Below are 14,008 nucleotides of genomic sequence, written 5' to 3' on the forward strand. Positions count from 1 at the left end.
AGTGTGCCTGAAATGCCGCAAAAGCGCCACCAACCCATCGTTTCTTTTTGTCAACCGACGGTTGCGTACGTCTTTCCGGTTGCAAAAAAGTCCCGAAATGTGTATTTCGGGACTTTGAGGCTATCTGGGAAAACACTTATGGGCATTACCACACGATTCAGCGGTGAGCGGTTGGCGAGTAACTTTTGCGTGCTGATGCGGCGCGGTTCCGCAGCAATACTTTGTGTATTGCAAGGAAACGCAACAAAATCAGCGCACAAAATTTCCGCCAAACGCCGCCGATGCAATCGTGTGGTATTGCCCCCAATTAGGCGTTGAAGAACTCCTCGTGGATAGCCTTAACAGCCTTCTCGCTGTCCTCCTCGTTGATGAGGACAGAGATCTTGATCTCAGAGGTGGAGATCATACGGATGTTGATGCCGGCGCTTGCCAGAGCCTCGAACATCTTGGAAGCAACGCCGGTAGCGGAAGCCATGCCTGCACCAACAATGGAAACCTTTGCGACCTTGGTGTTGATGGAAATATCCTCGTAGCCGAGCATCTCCTTCGCGTCGCGCAGGATCTTCTCGACGCGCTCTGCATCGTCCTGACGGATGGTGAACGAGATGGACTTCTTGTTATCGCGGCCTACGGACTGGAGGATGATGTCGATGTTGACATTGTGCTTCGCCATCAGCGAGAATACCTTGAATGCAGTGCCCGGCGTATCGTCCAGATTGATGATCGCTACACGCGCGCAGTTATTATCACGGGCAACACCCGAAACCAGCAGTTTTTCCATATTAGAACCCTCCTTGACTTTGGTACCCGGATTGCGGGTAAAGCTCGAAACGACCTCAAGATCGACATTATACTTCTTTGCCATCTCAACCGAACGGTTGTGCAGCACCTGTGCACCCAGAGATGCCAGCTCCAGCATCTCATCATAGGTGATAGCATCCAGCTTCTTGGCATCCTTTACGATGCGCGGATCGGCAGTGTAAACGCCGTCTACGTCGGTGTAAATCTGGCAGAGATCCGCGCCGAGCGTTGCTGCAATGGCAACTGCGGTGGTGTCCGAGCCGCCGCGGCCGAGCGTGGTCACGTCGCCCATCTTGTTGATGCCCTGGAAGCCTGCAACAATAACGATGCGGCCGTTATCCAGCTCTGCCTTGAGGCGCTCGCCTGCGATACGCTTGATGCGGGCATCCGAGTAGTTGCTGTTGGTCTCCAGACCGATCTGCCAGCCGGTCAGGGAAACGACCGGAAAGCCCAGCTTCTGGATGGCCATCGCCAGCAGAGACATGGAGATCATCTCGCCGGTGTTGAGCAGAACGTCCATCTCGCGCTTGGAAGGACGGTCGTTCAGCTCGGCAGCCTTTACGATCAGATCATCCGTGGTATCGCCCTGCGCGGATACAACTACAACAACCTGATTGCCTGCCTGTGCGGTCTTGGTAACAATGTCCGCAACATTCTTCAGTCGCTCGGTGTTGGCAACCGAAGTGCCGCCGAACTTTTGCACAATAAGACTCATACTAACTATGTTTCCTCCTTATATACACGGACGAGAGCACTCATCCGTCCCCTATTACAGTCGTTTTACGGTCGCACCGACCTCATCACAGCGCAGCTGTACGGCCTTCCAGTGCGGATACAGCTTCTCGCACAGCTCCTGTGCACGGGTGATGTAGTCGCGGTCGCCCTTGTAGACGATCGCCACGATGGACGGGCCTGCGCCGGAAATGAACGCGCCGAGCGCGCCCAGCTTCTTGGCCTCACGCACGATGTCCTCGCCGTTTTCGATCAGACCGAAACGGTACGGCTGGTGCAGACAGTCACCGGTTGCCGCGTCAAGGTTTTCCAGCTTTCCGGTGGTCAGGCTGCCCGCGAGCAGCGCTGCGCGCGCCAGATTGTAAACCGCATCGTGATGGTCGATGGTCTTGGGCAGCGCCGCACGCGCCTTTTCGGTGGACAGCTGGAAATCCGGAATGAATACCACGAAGTCGATCGCACCGTGAACCGGCACACGAACGTGATGCACATGGCCGTTTTCGAGCAGCGCCACGCAGAAGCCGCCGAGGATCGCCGGTGTGGAGTTATCCGGGTGCCCCTCGATGGTAGCCGCCAGATCAATGACCGCGTTACGGTCGAGCGGCTCACCGAGCAGCATGTTTGCACCCATGATACCCGCAACCGTGCACGCCGAGGACGAACCCAGACCGCGAGTCTGCGGGATAGCACAGTCCTCAACGATGGTCAAACCGGAAAGCGGCTTGCCGCACTCGTCGTAGACGCGCTTTGCACACTGATAGATCAGGTTGCTCTCGTCCTGCGGGACGTACTGACCGTTTTTATCCGAAATATCAATACGATCGTTCTCTGCGAGGTCGATCACGTTGTACAGCTCGAGCGCAATGCCGATGCTGTCATAGCCCGAGCCCATATTGGCGCTCGTAGCAGGGACGGTTACACGAACCATTGTATTTCTCTCCTTTACAGAATACGCATTGCCGCACGAACTTCACCGCGTGCGTTCAGCTTTTCGGCTGCGGCGTTCATCTCTGCGGTGGACAGCTTGCGGGTCTGAACCACGAATACGCCCTCAGCAGGCTCGGTCAGACTTTCAACCGGCAGCAGCTCCTCAACATCCTTCTGTGCGCCCTTGAAGCGAACGTACCATGCGCTCTGCAGGGTATCCAGCGGACGGAGCAGATTCTTGGAGCCATCGCCCCAGAAGATACGGCGGCGGTTGTCCTTGTGCTCGATGCTGTCCAGCATATCGGCAACAACAGCGGAAGCGGTCGCCAGCTTGCCGGCGCCCTTGCCGTAGAACATAACCTCGCCGGTCGCATTGCCGTCGATCATGATGGCGTTGAATACGTCCTCAACAGCGGCCAGCGGGCTTTCCTTGTGGATGAGATGCGGTGCAACGTATGCGTAAGCGGTGCCGTCCTCACAGCGGACCGAGCGGCCCAGCAGCTTGATAACGCAGCCCAGCTTGTCGGCGTTTGCTACGTCCTCGAGGGTAATCTTAGTGATGCCCTCGCAGGAAACCTGATCCGGATCGAACTTATCGCCGTAAGCAAGGTCGGACAGAATGCAGATCTTGCGGCAGGCGTCGTGACCCTCGATATCAGCGGTCGGGTCCTTCTCGGCATAGCCGTTGAGCTGTGCCTGCTTGAGCGCATCCGCAAAGGTAACGCCGTTGTGGATCATCTGGGTGAGAATGTAGTTGGTCGTGCCGTTCAGAATGCCGCAGATTTCGTTAAACTCGTTGGCAGCCAGGCACTGCAGCATCGGACGGATGACCGGGATGCCGCCGCCGACGGATGCCTCGAACATGTAGTTTACGCCGTGCTCCTCGGCAATCTTGAGCAGCTCCTCACCCTTGGTAGCAACCAGTTCCTTGTTAGAGGTGCATACGCTCTTGCCAGCCTCGAGGCAGCGCTTGGTGAACTGGTACGCAGCGCCCACGCCGCCCATTACCTCGGCAACGACTGTTACCTCGGGGTCGTTCTCGATGACAGAGAAATCGGTTACAAATTTATTGCCATACGGCAGAGAGGAGAAGTCGCGCAGGTCGAGGACATACTTTACCTCAACCGGCTCGCCAACGGTCTTGGCAATCTTGTCGGCGTTCATATCGAAAACCTCGTATACGCCCGAACCGACAGTGCCGTGTCCCATGATTGCTACTTTAATCATATGCTGATTTCCTTTCATCAGTTAAATTAGCGTTCTGTATACCGCCGGACGGTCATTCAGATGCCAGAATTTCCACTTTGCTGACGCCTTCCATTGCTTCTGCACGGTGCACAAGCTCTTCGGATGAGTATTTCATCTCACCGGTGCGGGCCGAAATAGTGACCGACGCCATTCCTCTCATCGGAATGGACTGGTTCACCGTCAGCAGGTTTGCACCCGAGCGTGCCATCAGTCCGAGAATGCTCGACAGAACACCCGGCTGATCGTGCAGCATGAAATGATAGGTGACAATGCGGTCGGTAGTCGCCTCAAAGAAAGGGCGAACGCCGTCCTTATATTTATAATACGCACTGCGCGACAGACCGGCGATTTTTGCCGCTTCGCTTGCCGTAGCCGCCTTGCCCGAAGCGATAGCTTCATTCGCTTCGATCACGCGCTGAAATACCTCCGGCAGCAGGGTGCGCTCCACGAGATAATACTTTGGTTTTATCATGCGATGTCTGTCCTCCCTAAAAAGACACTTGTCTTTTTCACGCTCATTTATCATACCATATCCATCCACCGAGCGCAAGAGAATAACTGATAAATTTCCCTAAATTCCGACGAGTGTTTTGTTACTTCTGTCAAAAGCTCCCGCTTTTCCTGTGAAAAGTGTAAGTGGCTTTTTGCTTTATTTTGTGTTATACTATGTTTACATCTGTAAACAATCGGAGAGTTTTATTATGCATCAGAAAAACGAAAACGGAACCTTTACCTCAAAAATCGGCTTTGTGCTGGCGGCGGTCGGCTCTGCGGTCGGCATGGGCAACATCTGGATGTTCCCTTACCGCACCGGTCAATACGGCGGCGCGGCTTTTTTAATCCCCTACCTGCTGTTTATTGCGCTGTTCGGCTATGTCGGCCTGTCCGGCGAGTTCGCCTTCGGCCGTATGACCGGCACAGGTCCGATCGGCTCGTATGAATTTGCGATGAAATCCCGCGGCAAAAAGGGCGGCGCCATCCTCGGTACGATTCCGCTGCTCGGCTCGCTCGGCATCGCCATCGGCTACGCCATCATCGTCGGCTGGGTTCTGCGGAGCGCATTCGGTGCACTGACCGGCTCGCTGATGAGCACCGAACCGGAGCAGTTCTTCACGGAAATGAGCAGCACGAATTTTTCCAGTGTGCCGTGGCACACCCTGGTTATCCTGCTGACGGCGGCTGTGCTGATCTTCGGCGTGTCCGGCGGCATTGAAAAGATCAACAAAGTGATGATGCCCGCATTCTTCATCCTGTTCATCATTATTGCTGTCCGCGTAGCCTTCCTGCCGAATGCGATCGAAGGCTACAAATACCTGCTCGTGCCGCAGTGGGAATACCTGTTCAACCCGCGCACATGGATCATGGCGATGGGTCAGGCGTTCTTCTCGCTGTCGATCACTGGCTCGGGCATGATCATTTACGGCTCTTACCTGCCGAGAAATGAGGATGTTGTACATTCGTCGTGCATGACCGCTGTGCTCGACACCTGCGCGGCTATGCTTGCCGGCCTCGCCATCCTGCCGAGCGTATTCGCGTTCGGTCTGGACCCGGCCTCCGGTCCCAAGCTGCTGTTCATCACCCTGCCGCGTGTATTCCAGCAGATGCCGTTCGGCCGTCTGTTCGCGTTCTTCTTCTTTATTTCCGTGCTGTTCGCGGGCATTACCTCGCTGGCGAATATGCTGGAAGCGGTCTCCGAAGCCGCGCAGACGCGCCTCAAGCTGAGCCGAAAGGCCGCTGTCCTGCTGGCGTGCGGCGCCGCATTGGCGGTTGGCCTGTTTATCGAGCGCGATACGCTCATGGGTACGCTGATGGACGTTATCACCATTTACGTCGTGCCGATCGGCGCTATCCTCGGTGCGGTTATGGCGTACTGGGTGCTCGGCATCGACAAGATGGAGCAGGAGCTGATGAACGGCCGCAGCAAGCCGCTCAGCCGCGCATTTGCGCCGCTTGCGAAATATGTGTATATCTTCCTTGCCGCACTCGTTGTATTCTTCAGCTTTATTATCCCGGGCGGTATTGGATAAATCCGTGCTGTAAAAAAGGACTTCCTGCGGGAAGTCCTTTCAGTCTGTCAAAAAATATTATTTTAATTTTTACGCTTCGTGCGGCAGCACGTATAAAATAGAATTTGCGAAGCAAATTCATAAATTCCGGGAGCATGGTCCAGACCACCCTCTCTTGCCGCTATGCGGCAATTCACCTTGTGTATCTCGGAATTTATACAAGGGAAGAAAAAATGTGCCCGTAGGGCGCGGTTTTTCTTCGGTATTCGCTCGAAAGCGTGGTTTCGAGCGAGAGGCTGCTCGGAAAACGTTAGTTTTTCGACAGCCTCAAAGGACTTCCTGCGGGAAGTCCTTTTTTCATGCAGGAATGGAGAATGGGAAATGCCCCATCTATACGTTCATTCTCCATTTTCAATTCTCAATTACGATTCTTCATCGAGGAAGAATATACTCTCCACCGGCTGTTCCAGCAGCCGCGCGGTTTTAATCGCCAGCTCGAGGGTCGGGTCGTATTTATCGTTCTCCATCGCCACGATGGTCTGCCGCGATACCCCGAGCAGCTTTGCCATGTCCTCCTGCCGCAGGCCGCGCGCCTTGCGGAGTTCTTTAATGTTGTTCTTCATCTTCAGCGCCAGAACTTCCATATCAAATCTGCGAATATCACGACCGGAATGAAAATACGCTTTACAATATCCCCGGCGAGCGCACTTTTAGACGGCGGATTTTCCTCGTCGTCTTTTGCGGCACGGTAGGTCGCGATTGTTCTGTAAACACCCTCGAACACCATGCACACGAACCATAGAATCGCAAACTCGCTCACATTTTTACCGAATGCAATGATATCCACCAGCATCACCACAAACAGCCCGACCGTCATCAAGCGGTAGGCGATAATCGCACCATTGCGTGTGATCGTGTTCTGCATTTCGTCCTGCTCCCAGCCATTAGCCTTCGCGGAAGCGCGTGCACGAGCAGTCTTTCCGGCCTGTCCCCAGTCCTCCCAGAGCATAAAAGCCAGCCAGAATACCGCAAAAACGACCATTACGACCACGCCTATACCGGTTTCGGTTGTAAACATAGGTGCACCTCCCTACATCCAGAAAACCTTCACCACAATCCACAGATACATCAGATTATTGAACACACTGTGTCCCATCTGTTTCCACATTTGCGTTTTATCCTCATCGCCCGCCATATTGCGAATGGTTTTGATGATAATAAACAGCACCTCAGCAACAATGGACACGATTGCCAGGACACTGAGTTCAATCGAGCGATAATCACAGAAAAAGCGGCTGTAACCAAGATAAATGATAACACCGGCCTGCAGCACACGGTAGCCAATCAAGCGACCCTTCACATTGACGGCGTGCGCCATCTCATCAATATTCCATTCCCAGTCCTTCATGATTTTTCTCGCTCTCGGCGATTGTCCTTCTTCTACCCAATCGTGCCACAGGCTCGCTGCAAGAATGACCAGCGGCAGAACAATCGCAACCACAACAACCTGCACCTTCTGTGTCATATCGTACATATCCCAGCTCATAAGCGCACCTCCTACCAGTTTTGCGTTAGAACCGTCATTCCGACGGCCAATCCGATCAGCACCGCACAGAACGTCAGCTTTGCGATAAGGAAAGTCAGTCTCGGCGGATGCTCCTCGTCGTCCTTTGCTTTGCGGAACGTCTGCACAAGCATAATAGCCGCCTCCACCATGCCGGACACGACCAACAGCGCACACAACTCCATTGCCGCCTGCCCTTTTATCAGCAGCCGATAATACAGGCACGCCAGGATTCCCGCCTGCGTCACCCGGTATGCGACCGCCTGTGCCTGTGTGATGATGGCGTGCTCCATCTCATCGGTCTTGCTGCCGAGTGCTTTGGCGATCCTGCGGGCCTTTTTCGATCCTCCGGCATCCATCCAGTCTTTTACCAGCCATGCCGCCAGCAGAAGCACCGGCAAGCCGATGCAGACCCACAATACCTGCATTTTCTCGGCTGATGTGTACAAATTCCACCGCATAAAAGCACCTCCTACCCTTGATGCCGTTCGCTAAAATGTAAAGTTCTCTTTACATCTTAAAGATAACAGGCGGACAGCAAAATGTCAAGAATGTTTGACATTTCAGACAAGGAAAAACCCCACAGAATTTCCTGTAGGGTTTTGTGAATATTTACTGATCCTGCTTATCCGGGTCGAGATCCTTTTCGGCTTCTTCAACCTTGGCAAGCTCCTCTGCGGATTCCGCAGGCTTGCTTACCTTGGCGTGCAGCTCCTGCTGCAGCTCGGTCATCAGATCCTCACCGACCACCTTATCCGGTACGATTTCGCCGTTGTAGACCTTAACAAAGGTCTCGCCGTCCATCGTTTCGTTACGGACGAGATATTCGGCAACGCGCTTCATCTCGTCCATGTGCTCGCTCACCAACTTTTCACAGGCGTGATATGCGTGCTCGATAATGCGGTGAATCTCGTCGTCGATCTCCGCCGCCTTAACCTCGGAATAGCCCTTGCCGGCTGCCAGATCGCGGCCGAGGAACACCTCACCGTTATCCGAACCGTAGTCGATCGGGCCGATACGCTCGCTCATGCCGTAGCTGGTGACCATGGCGCGGGCCATCTGGGTCGCCTGCTTGATGTCGCCATAAGCACCGGTGGAGATATCCTCCATCGTCAGCTGCTCGGCCACGCGGCCGCCCAGACAAACGATGATATACTCCTCCATATACTTCTTGGTGCGGTATGCCTGATCCTCCTCCGGCAGCGGCATAGTAAAGCCGCCTGCGCCGGACGAACGCGGAATAATGGTAACGTGGTGTACCGGATCCTGCGTCGGCAGAACGTGGAAGCAGATCGCGTGACCGGCCTCATGGTACGCGGTCAGGCGCTTGTCGTGCTCATTGATGATATGGCTCTTCTTCTCCACGCCCATTACGACCTTGAGCAGCGACTCCTCAATCTCCTCCTGCGAGATCAGCTTCTTGTTGCGGCGTGCCGCAAGCAGCGCTGCCTCATTGAGCAGGTTTTCGAGGTCTGCACCGGTGAAGCCGGCGGTCGTCTTGGCAATTTCAGAGAACTTGACATCCGGGTCGAACTGCTTGTTGCGGGCATGTACCTTGAGGACAGCCTCACGACCCTTGACATCCGGTGCGCCGACATAGACCTGACGGTCAAAACGGCCCGGACGCAGCAGTGCGTTATCCAGAATATCCTTGCGGTTGGTGGCTGCGATGACGATAACGCCCTCGTTTGCACCAAAGCCGTCCATCTCAACGAGCAGCTGGTTCAGAGTCTGCTCGCGCTCGTCATGGCCGCCGCCCAGACCTGCGCCGCGCTGACGGCCTACTGCGTCGATCTCGTCGATGAACACGATAGCCGGCGCGTTCTTCTTGGCCTGCTCGAACAGGTCGCGCACACGCGATGCGCCGACACCGACGTACAACTCAACGAAGTCCGAACCCGAAATAGACAGGAACGGTACGCCCGCCTCGCCTGCAACCGCACGCGCGATCAGGGTTTTACCGGTGCCCGGAGGGCCGACCAACAGCACGCCCTTCGGAATACGCGCGCCGATCTGCACGAACTTCTGCGGATTCTTGAGGAACTCGACGATTTCCTGCAGCTCTGCCTTTTCCTCGTCCGCGCCTGCCACATCATTGAAGGTGACCTTGCGCTTATCGTCCTGCGCCAGCTTTGCACGGGCCTTGCCAAACTGCATCGGACCTGCTCCGCCGCCGGACTGCTTGTTCATCATAAAGTACCAGAACGCGATCAGCAGCACGATCAGGATCACATACGGCAAGAACTGTGCCCACCACGGAATGGTCGCCGTGCGGTAATCGACCTTGGTCAGCGTGCCATCCCGCATCTGCTGCTGAATGGTCTCGCCCAGATCGTTATAGAACACACTTCTGTAGTCACCCAGATCGTAGGTGTACGTCCGGTTTTCCTTTTTCAGATGCATGGTCAGCGTGGTGTCGTCCACGTCGTACTGGTCAACATCGCCATCCATAAAATAGTTGTAGATCTGATTATAGGACAGCGTTTCTGTCTGCTGTGTCTGGCTAACCACATAGCTGACGCCCGCCAACAGGCACACCAGTATGATCAGGTAAAGGCCGAAGCCTTTCATTTTGCCTTTCAAATCGGTTTAACACCTCTTCCCTAAATTACTCGCCGCCGTAAACATACGGCTTAAGTACACCGATATACGGCAGATTGCGATACTTTTCTGCGTAGTCGAGGCCGTAGCCGACTACGAACTCGTCCGGAATCTCAAAGCCGAGGTAATCCACATCGACGTTGATCTTGCGGCGCTCCGGCTTGGAGAGCAGCGTGCACAGGCGGATGGAGTTCGCGCCGCGTGCTGCCAGAATCTGCATGAGATAGTGCAGCGTTACGCCGGAATCCAGAATATCCTCCACGATCAGCAGGTCGCGGCCGTCGATCGGCTGTGCGATATCCTTGATGATCTGCACCTCGCCGGAGGTCTTGGTGCCCTTGCCGTAGCTGGATACGACCATGAAATCCACATTGCACGGCGTATCAATGGCACGGGTCAGGTCGGCCATGAACACATAGGAGCCCTTGAGCACACTGACGATCAGCGGGTTCTTATCGCGGTAATCCTCCGTGATACGCGCACCCAGCTCTGCTACCTTTTCGTGAAGCTGCTCCTCGGTAAAGTAAACTTCCTTGATGTCATCTCGCATATTATAAGCCATTTTTTGATAACCCCTTTACTGTAATCTGCAGTGTATTTGCGTTATTTTTGGCTGTTCTGCTGCAGTCCGCACCGATATCCTGCACCGCGATCACGCCGTTTTTATCCGCGATAACGGCCATCGCATTCCGCATATAGCGCGGAATCTTTCGGTCGATCATCAGCTTTTTGAGCGATCTGCTGCCGCCATTTTCGGTCAGCCGCAGAGTGTCTCCGGTGCGTCGTGTGCGAACACACAGCGATTCAAAATCTATTGTACCACAATCCAGACAAAAAGTATTGAATGTTTTGTAAAAAACTTCGGATTTTTCTAATTTCTTTGCAGTCAGCCTTACCGTGTCCTTCCAGATCATCCCTGCGAATGGTACGGTAAACGGGATTTCCGGCCGCTCGACCGCGGTTTCCGCCTTGGGAATGATGCGCAGAACGTCATATTCACGTCTTGCGAAACAGCCGTTCGGCAAATCGGTTTCCGCAGACGGAGACGCGGTTTCCAACAGATGCTCGAGCGCTGAAATATGCTTTGCGGTTACGTCTTTGAGCGGCATATCCGCGTTTTCGAGCAGCAGACGCAATGCTCGGCTGCGAACCGCCGAAGCGGCCTCCCGCAGAGGCTGAATCTTCCATGCTCCGTTCCCGACTGCACAAAGTTGTACACAGGTCTGTGCATAACTCTGCAGGCAAGTCTCGTCCTGCCGAAGCTGACGCGAAAGCCGTGCTGCCGCCTGCACCGCCTGCGGATTCAATTCCCGCAGAATGGGAACGACCTCTTGACGGAGGCGGTTGCGCGTATAAGCCGTGTCCGCATTGGTGCTGTCCGTGACGAAATCCTGTCCGCGCTCGCGCAGAAAGGCTTCGATTTCCCGCCGTTCGACCTCAATGAGAGGCCGGATAATGCGTCCGCGCACCGGCGGAATGCCCGTGAGACCTTTCGCACCTGTGCCGCGCACCAAATGGAACAGCATGGTCTCCAGATTGTCGTCCGCATTGTGCGCCACCGCGATTTTGGCTCCGTGCGCGGCATGCTCCAGCCGTGCATAGCGAATACGCCGCGCGGTCTCCTCCACCGCGGAATCGCCTGCGGCTGCGGCTATGTCCACGCGCTCGACCGTCAGTTCCACGCCGAGCTCCTCACACAGCCTGCGGCAGAAGGCTTCGTCCCGGTCGGACTCTGCACCGCGCAGACAGTGGTTGAGGTGAAATGCCCGCACCGGATACCCCAGCTCGCGCAGACTCAGCAGAAGCGCTACGGAATCCGCACCGCCGGACAGGGCGACAAGCACATTTTCGCCGGTTTTGAGCATCGTATAGTCGGAAATCGTTCGTTTTACCGTATCCAGCATGGCTTACTCCTCGTGAATGCGGTCCGGGTTGGAGAAGGTCGTGTACTGACCGACCCACTGCAGCTCAATGGTGCCGGTCGCACCGTGACGGTTTTTCGCAATGATAATTTCTGCGATATTTTTGTTCTCGCTCTCGTCATCGTAGTAATCATCGCGGTAGATAAACATAACGATGTCGGCATCCTGCTCGATCGCGCCGGACTCTCGCAGGTCGGACAGCATCGGGCGCTTATCCGAGCGCTGCTCGGACGCACGCGACAGCTGCGACAGACACACGACCGGAACATTGAGTTCCTTCGCCATAATTTTCAGCGAACGTGAAATCTCTGCGACCTCCTGCACACGATTATCCATGTGACGGCCGCCGACGTGCATCAGCTGCAGATAGTCGATGACGATCAGACCGAGTTCGTCACCCAGTCTGCGGCATTTCGCCTTGATCTCCGCAACCGTGATGGCCGGATTGTCGTCCACATAGATATTCAGTCCTGCCAGTACGCCGGACGCACGCGCGATCTTTACCCAATCGTCACCGTCCAGATTGCCGGTTTTCAGCTTCTGCGACTCAATGAGCGCCTCACTCGACAGGAAACGGCTGGCCAGCTGTTCCTTGCCCATCTCAAGCTGGAACACGCACACGCCGGTGCCCTTTTTGTCGCCGCGCTCCTTATTCTTAACACTTGCCTTAGCCGCATTGAGCGCCACATTGAGCGCAAACGCGGTCTTGCCCATGCCGGGTCGTGCCGCAATGAGAATCAGGTCGGATTTATTGAGACCGGTCAGCGCCGTGTCCAATGCATGGAAGCCGGTGGACATGCCGGGAATTTCACTGTCCGACCGGGCGCGCTCGTCCAGTTCGGTATACAGATCAGCGATAACCTCAGAAAGCCGTGACAGGCCCTTAATTTCACGTCCCTGCCGGATGCTGTAAATGCGCTGCTCCGCCAGCTCGGCAATGCCGGAGGCTTCGCCGTGGGCTTCGAGGGCGTTCTGCTGAATCTCGCTGCCCGCATCCGCCAGCTGGCGCAGCAGGCTCTTGTCACGCACGATGCGGACATATTCGTTGACGTTCCGCGCACCCGGCGTGACCTCCATCAGCTGAAAGAGATACGCGCGGCCGCCGGCCTCGTCGTAGTAGCCCATGCGCGTGAGCATATCCAGAACGGTTACCGGATCAATACGCTGTGCGCCGTTGAACATCGAGTAGATGGTCTCAAAGATGCGCTTGTTTTCTTCCGCGTAAAAATCATCGGCGCGCACCTGCTCGATGACCTCGGGAATGCAGTTCGGATCGACCAGCATCGCGCCTAAAAGCGACTGCTCCGCAGTCAGATCCTGCGGCACCTGCCGCATCAAAAGTTCGTCGGGCACTTACTTACCTCCCTCCGCTAACAAATTGAGAATGGAAAATGGAGAATTGAGAATGAGGAACAAAAAATGACAACGCAGGCATCGCCTGCGTCAATTAAATCCCGCTTTGCTTGCAAAGCGCAACCTCAGATGCAGCCGTACCGAATGGTACGGCGAGCATCTTGGTCCCGCCGCAGCGACCGTGCGTTCCACGCACGGCATGAAATAGGACACGGCATTGCCGTGTCCGTAAAAAGTCAGGACATGCGCCTGACTTTTTACACCCCGACCCAGCGCCCTTGGGGCGCGTCCGGGGGTATCGCCGGTCGGTTTCTCCGGAACCGACCGGCGTATATAGGGGGTATTGGATACCCCCTATAGGTGCAGGTTAGGCCTCGACTACCTGCACCAGAATCTCGCCTGCGATATCCTGATACAGCTTTGCCTTTACACGGTGTACACCGAAGGTCTTGATCGGCTCCTCGAGCACGATCTTCTGCTTCGGTACGTTCAGACCGTACTGCTTGTTCAGCTCCTCAGCGATTTCCTTGGAGGTAACAGCGCCGAACAGGCGGCCGCCCGTGCCGCCCTTGGCCGGAACCTTTACCGGGCTCTCCTTGAGTTTCTCGGCTGCCTCGCGGGCCGCCTGCTGCTCAAGTGCGATCTTGCGTGCGTGTGCCTCATCCTGCGCCTTCTTGACGTTCAGGTTATCCGCGGTTGCCGGCTCTGCCAGACCGCGCGGCATCAGGAAGTTGCGGCCGTAGCCCTCGCTGACCTCGATCAGCTCGCCCTTTTTGCCCTTGCCCTTAACGTCGGCCTTGAGAATTACTTTCATGGTGATTACTCCTTTTGTGTTTGCTATATCGAATGCGGCG

General features: G+C 55.4%; 14 protein-coding genes. 1 reads left to right on the plus strand and 13 read right to left on the minus strand.

The annotated features are described in order from the left end of the window. Nucleotides 1-307: 307 nt before the first annotated feature. The 4 genes from PGS25_RS07070 to PGS25_RS07085 are packed head-to-tail and all read right to left on the minus strand — an operon-like array spanning nucleotide 308 to nucleotide 4,180. Nucleotides 308-1,516: an aspartate kinase gene (locus PGS25_RS07070; protein WP_118478884.1), complete on the minus strand. Its 1,209-nt coding sequence runs from the start codon at nucleotides 1,514-1,516 to the stop codon at nucleotides 308-310. A gap of 54 nt (nucleotides 1,517-1,570) precedes the next feature. Further along, on the minus strand, nucleotides 1,571-2,461 hold the full coding sequence (gene thrB, locus PGS25_RS07075; RefSeq protein ID WP_270418104.1) for a homoserine kinase: 891 nt from the start codon (nucleotides 2,459-2,461) through the stop codon (nucleotides 1,571-1,573). A 14-nt stretch (nucleotides 2,462-2,475) separates the two neighbouring features. Further along, nucleotides 2,476-3,687 carry a homoserine dehydrogenase gene (locus tag PGS25_RS07080; protein ID WP_110436133.1) on the minus strand — a complete coding sequence of 404 codons (1,212 nt, stop codon included), beginning with the start codon at nucleotides 3,685-3,687 and terminating at the stop codon, nucleotides 2,476-2,478. A 52-nt stretch (nucleotides 3,688-3,739) separates the two neighbouring features. After that, a complete protein-coding gene (locus PGS25_RS07085) occupies nucleotides 3,740-4,180 on the minus strand; it encodes an ACT domain-containing protein (RefSeq protein ID WP_117489913.1) in 441 nt (146 codons plus the stop codon). Nucleotides 4,181-4,409: 229 nt separating this feature from the next. Here PGS25_RS07085 and PGS25_RS07090 point away from each other — a divergent pair, with 229 nt between their 5' ends. Continuing rightward, nucleotides 4,410-5,735 carry a sodium-dependent transporter gene (locus tag PGS25_RS07090; protein ID WP_270418105.1) on the plus strand — a complete coding sequence of 442 codons (1,326 nt, stop codon included), beginning with the start codon at nucleotides 4,410-4,412 and terminating at the stop codon, nucleotides 5,733-5,735. 401 nt (nucleotides 5,736-6,136) lie between these two features. On the opposite strand, the gene PGS25_RS07095 is transcribed toward PGS25_RS07090, so the two are convergent. The 9 genes from PGS25_RS07095 to rplI all read right to left on the minus strand — a co-directional run bounded on the left by PGS25_RS07095 (nucleotide 6,137) and on the right by rplI (nucleotide 13,968). Then, a complete protein-coding gene (locus tag PGS25_RS07095) occupies nucleotides 6,137-6,337 on the minus strand; it encodes a helix-turn-helix transcriptional regulator (RefSeq protein ID WP_117490013.1) in 201 nt (66 codons plus the stop codon). 2 nt (nucleotides 6,338-6,339) lie between these two features. Then, complete coding sequence (locus PGS25_RS07100; RefSeq protein WP_270418106.1) at nucleotides 6,340-6,792, minus strand: hypothetical protein; 453 nt, start codon at nucleotides 6,790-6,792, stop codon at nucleotides 6,340-6,342. Nucleotides 6,793-6,804: 12 nt separating this feature from the next. Next, on the minus strand, nucleotides 6,805-7,260 hold the full coding sequence (locus PGS25_RS07105) for a hypothetical protein (protein WP_118478876.1): 456 nt from the start codon (nucleotides 7,258-7,260) through the stop codon (nucleotides 6,805-6,807). An 11-nt stretch (nucleotides 7,261-7,271) separates the two neighbouring features. Next, entirely contained in the window at nucleotides 7,272-7,739 is a 468-nt protein-coding gene (locus PGS25_RS07110; RefSeq protein ID WP_270418107.1) for a hypothetical protein, read from the minus strand. A gap of 151 nt (nucleotides 7,740-7,890) precedes the next feature. Then, nucleotides 7,891-9,849 carry an ATP-dependent zinc metalloprotease FtsH gene (ftsH, locus tag PGS25_RS07115; RefSeq protein ID WP_270418121.1) on the minus strand — a complete coding sequence of 653 codons (1,959 nt, stop codon included), beginning with the start codon at nucleotides 9,847-9,849 and terminating at the stop codon, nucleotides 7,891-7,893. A 37-nt stretch (nucleotides 9,850-9,886) separates the two neighbouring features. Continuing rightward, the gene (gene hpt / locus PGS25_RS07120; RefSeq protein ID WP_243022094.1) at nucleotides 9,887-10,441 is read right to left on the minus strand and encodes a hypoxanthine phosphoribosyltransferase; all 555 of its coding nucleotides are present in this window, start codon (nucleotides 10,439-10,441) and stop codon (nucleotides 9,887-9,889) included. Continuing rightward, the gene (gene tilS, locus PGS25_RS07125) at nucleotides 10,431-11,783 is read right to left on the minus strand and encodes a tRNA lysidine(34) synthetase TilS (protein WP_270418108.1); all 1,353 of its coding nucleotides are present in this window, start codon (nucleotides 11,781-11,783) and stop codon (nucleotides 10,431-10,433) included. The genes hpt and tilS overlap by 11 nt, the downstream gene beginning before the upstream one ends. Before the next feature lie 3 nt (nucleotides 11,784-11,786). Beyond that, nucleotides 11,787-13,154, minus strand: coding sequence for a replicative DNA helicase (gene dnaB, locus PGS25_RS07130; protein WP_188886039.1), 1,368 nt, complete (start codon nucleotides 13,152-13,154; stop codon nucleotides 11,787-11,789). A 367-nt stretch (nucleotides 13,155-13,521) separates the two neighbouring features. After that, entirely contained in the window at nucleotides 13,522-13,968 is a 447-nt protein-coding gene (rplI, locus tag PGS25_RS07135; RefSeq protein WP_110436125.1) for a 50S ribosomal protein L9, read from the minus strand. Between the last annotated feature and the right edge of the window lie 40 nt (nucleotides 13,969-14,008).

Origin of the sequence: Butyricicoccus sp. AM78-15b2TA (assembly GCF_027665985.1) — a bacterium.
Taxonomy (GTDB): domain Bacteria; phylum Bacillota; class Clostridia; order Oscillospirales; family Butyricicoccaceae; genus Agathobaculum; species Agathobaculum butyriciproducens.

What these genes read in the sequence shown, in the direction of transcription:
- rplI (WP_110436125.1), bottom strand. Translation starts at nt 13,968, where the DNA reads ATGAAAGTAATTCTCAAGGCCGACGTTAAGGGCAAGGGCAAAAAGGGC.
- hpt (WP_243022094.1), bottom strand. Translation starts at nt 10,441, where the DNA reads ATGGCTTATAATATGCGAGATGACATCAAGGAAGTTTACTTTACCGAG.
- PGS25_RS07110 (WP_270418107.1), bottom strand. Translation starts at nt 7,739, where the DNA reads ATGCGGTGGAATTTGTACACATCAGCCGAGAAAATGCAGGTATTGTGG.
- thrB (WP_270418104.1), bottom strand. Translation starts at nt 2,461, where the DNA reads ATGGTTCGTGTAACCGTCCCTGCTACGAGCGCCAATATGGGCTCGGGC.
- PGS25_RS07070 (WP_118478884.1), bottom strand. Translation starts at nt 1,516, where the DNA reads ATGAGTCTTATTGTGCAAAAGTTCGGCGGCACTTCGGTTGCCAACACC.
- PGS25_RS07100 (WP_270418106.1), bottom strand. Translation starts at nt 6,792, where the DNA reads ATGTTTACAACCGAAACCGGTATAGGCGTGGTCGTAATGGTCGTTTTT.
- PGS25_RS07105 (WP_118478876.1), bottom strand. Translation starts at nt 7,260, where the DNA reads ATGAGCTGGGATATGTACGATATGACACAGAAGGTGCAGGTTGTTGTG.
- PGS25_RS07090 (WP_270418105.1), top strand. Translation starts at nt 4,410, where the DNA reads ATGCATCAGAAAAACGAAAACGGAACCTTTACCTCAAAAATCGGCTTT.
- ftsH (WP_270418121.1), bottom strand. Translation starts at nt 9,849, where the DNA reads ATGAAAGGCTTCGGCCTTTACCTGATCATACTGGTGTGCCTGTTGGCG.
- PGS25_RS07095 (WP_117490013.1), bottom strand. Translation starts at nt 6,337, where the DNA reads ATGAAGAACAACATTAAAGAACTCCGCAAGGCGCGCGGCCTGCGGCAG.
- PGS25_RS07080 (WP_110436133.1), bottom strand. Translation starts at nt 3,687, where the DNA reads ATGATTAAAGTAGCAATCATGGGACACGGCACTGTCGGTTCGGGCGTA.
- PGS25_RS07085 (WP_117489913.1), bottom strand. Translation starts at nt 4,180, where the DNA reads ATGATAAAACCAAAGTATTATCTCGTGGAGCGCACCCTGCTGCCGGAG.
- tilS (WP_270418108.1), bottom strand. Translation starts at nt 11,783, where the DNA reads ATGCTGGATACGGTAAAACGAACGATTTCCGACTATACGATGCTCAAA.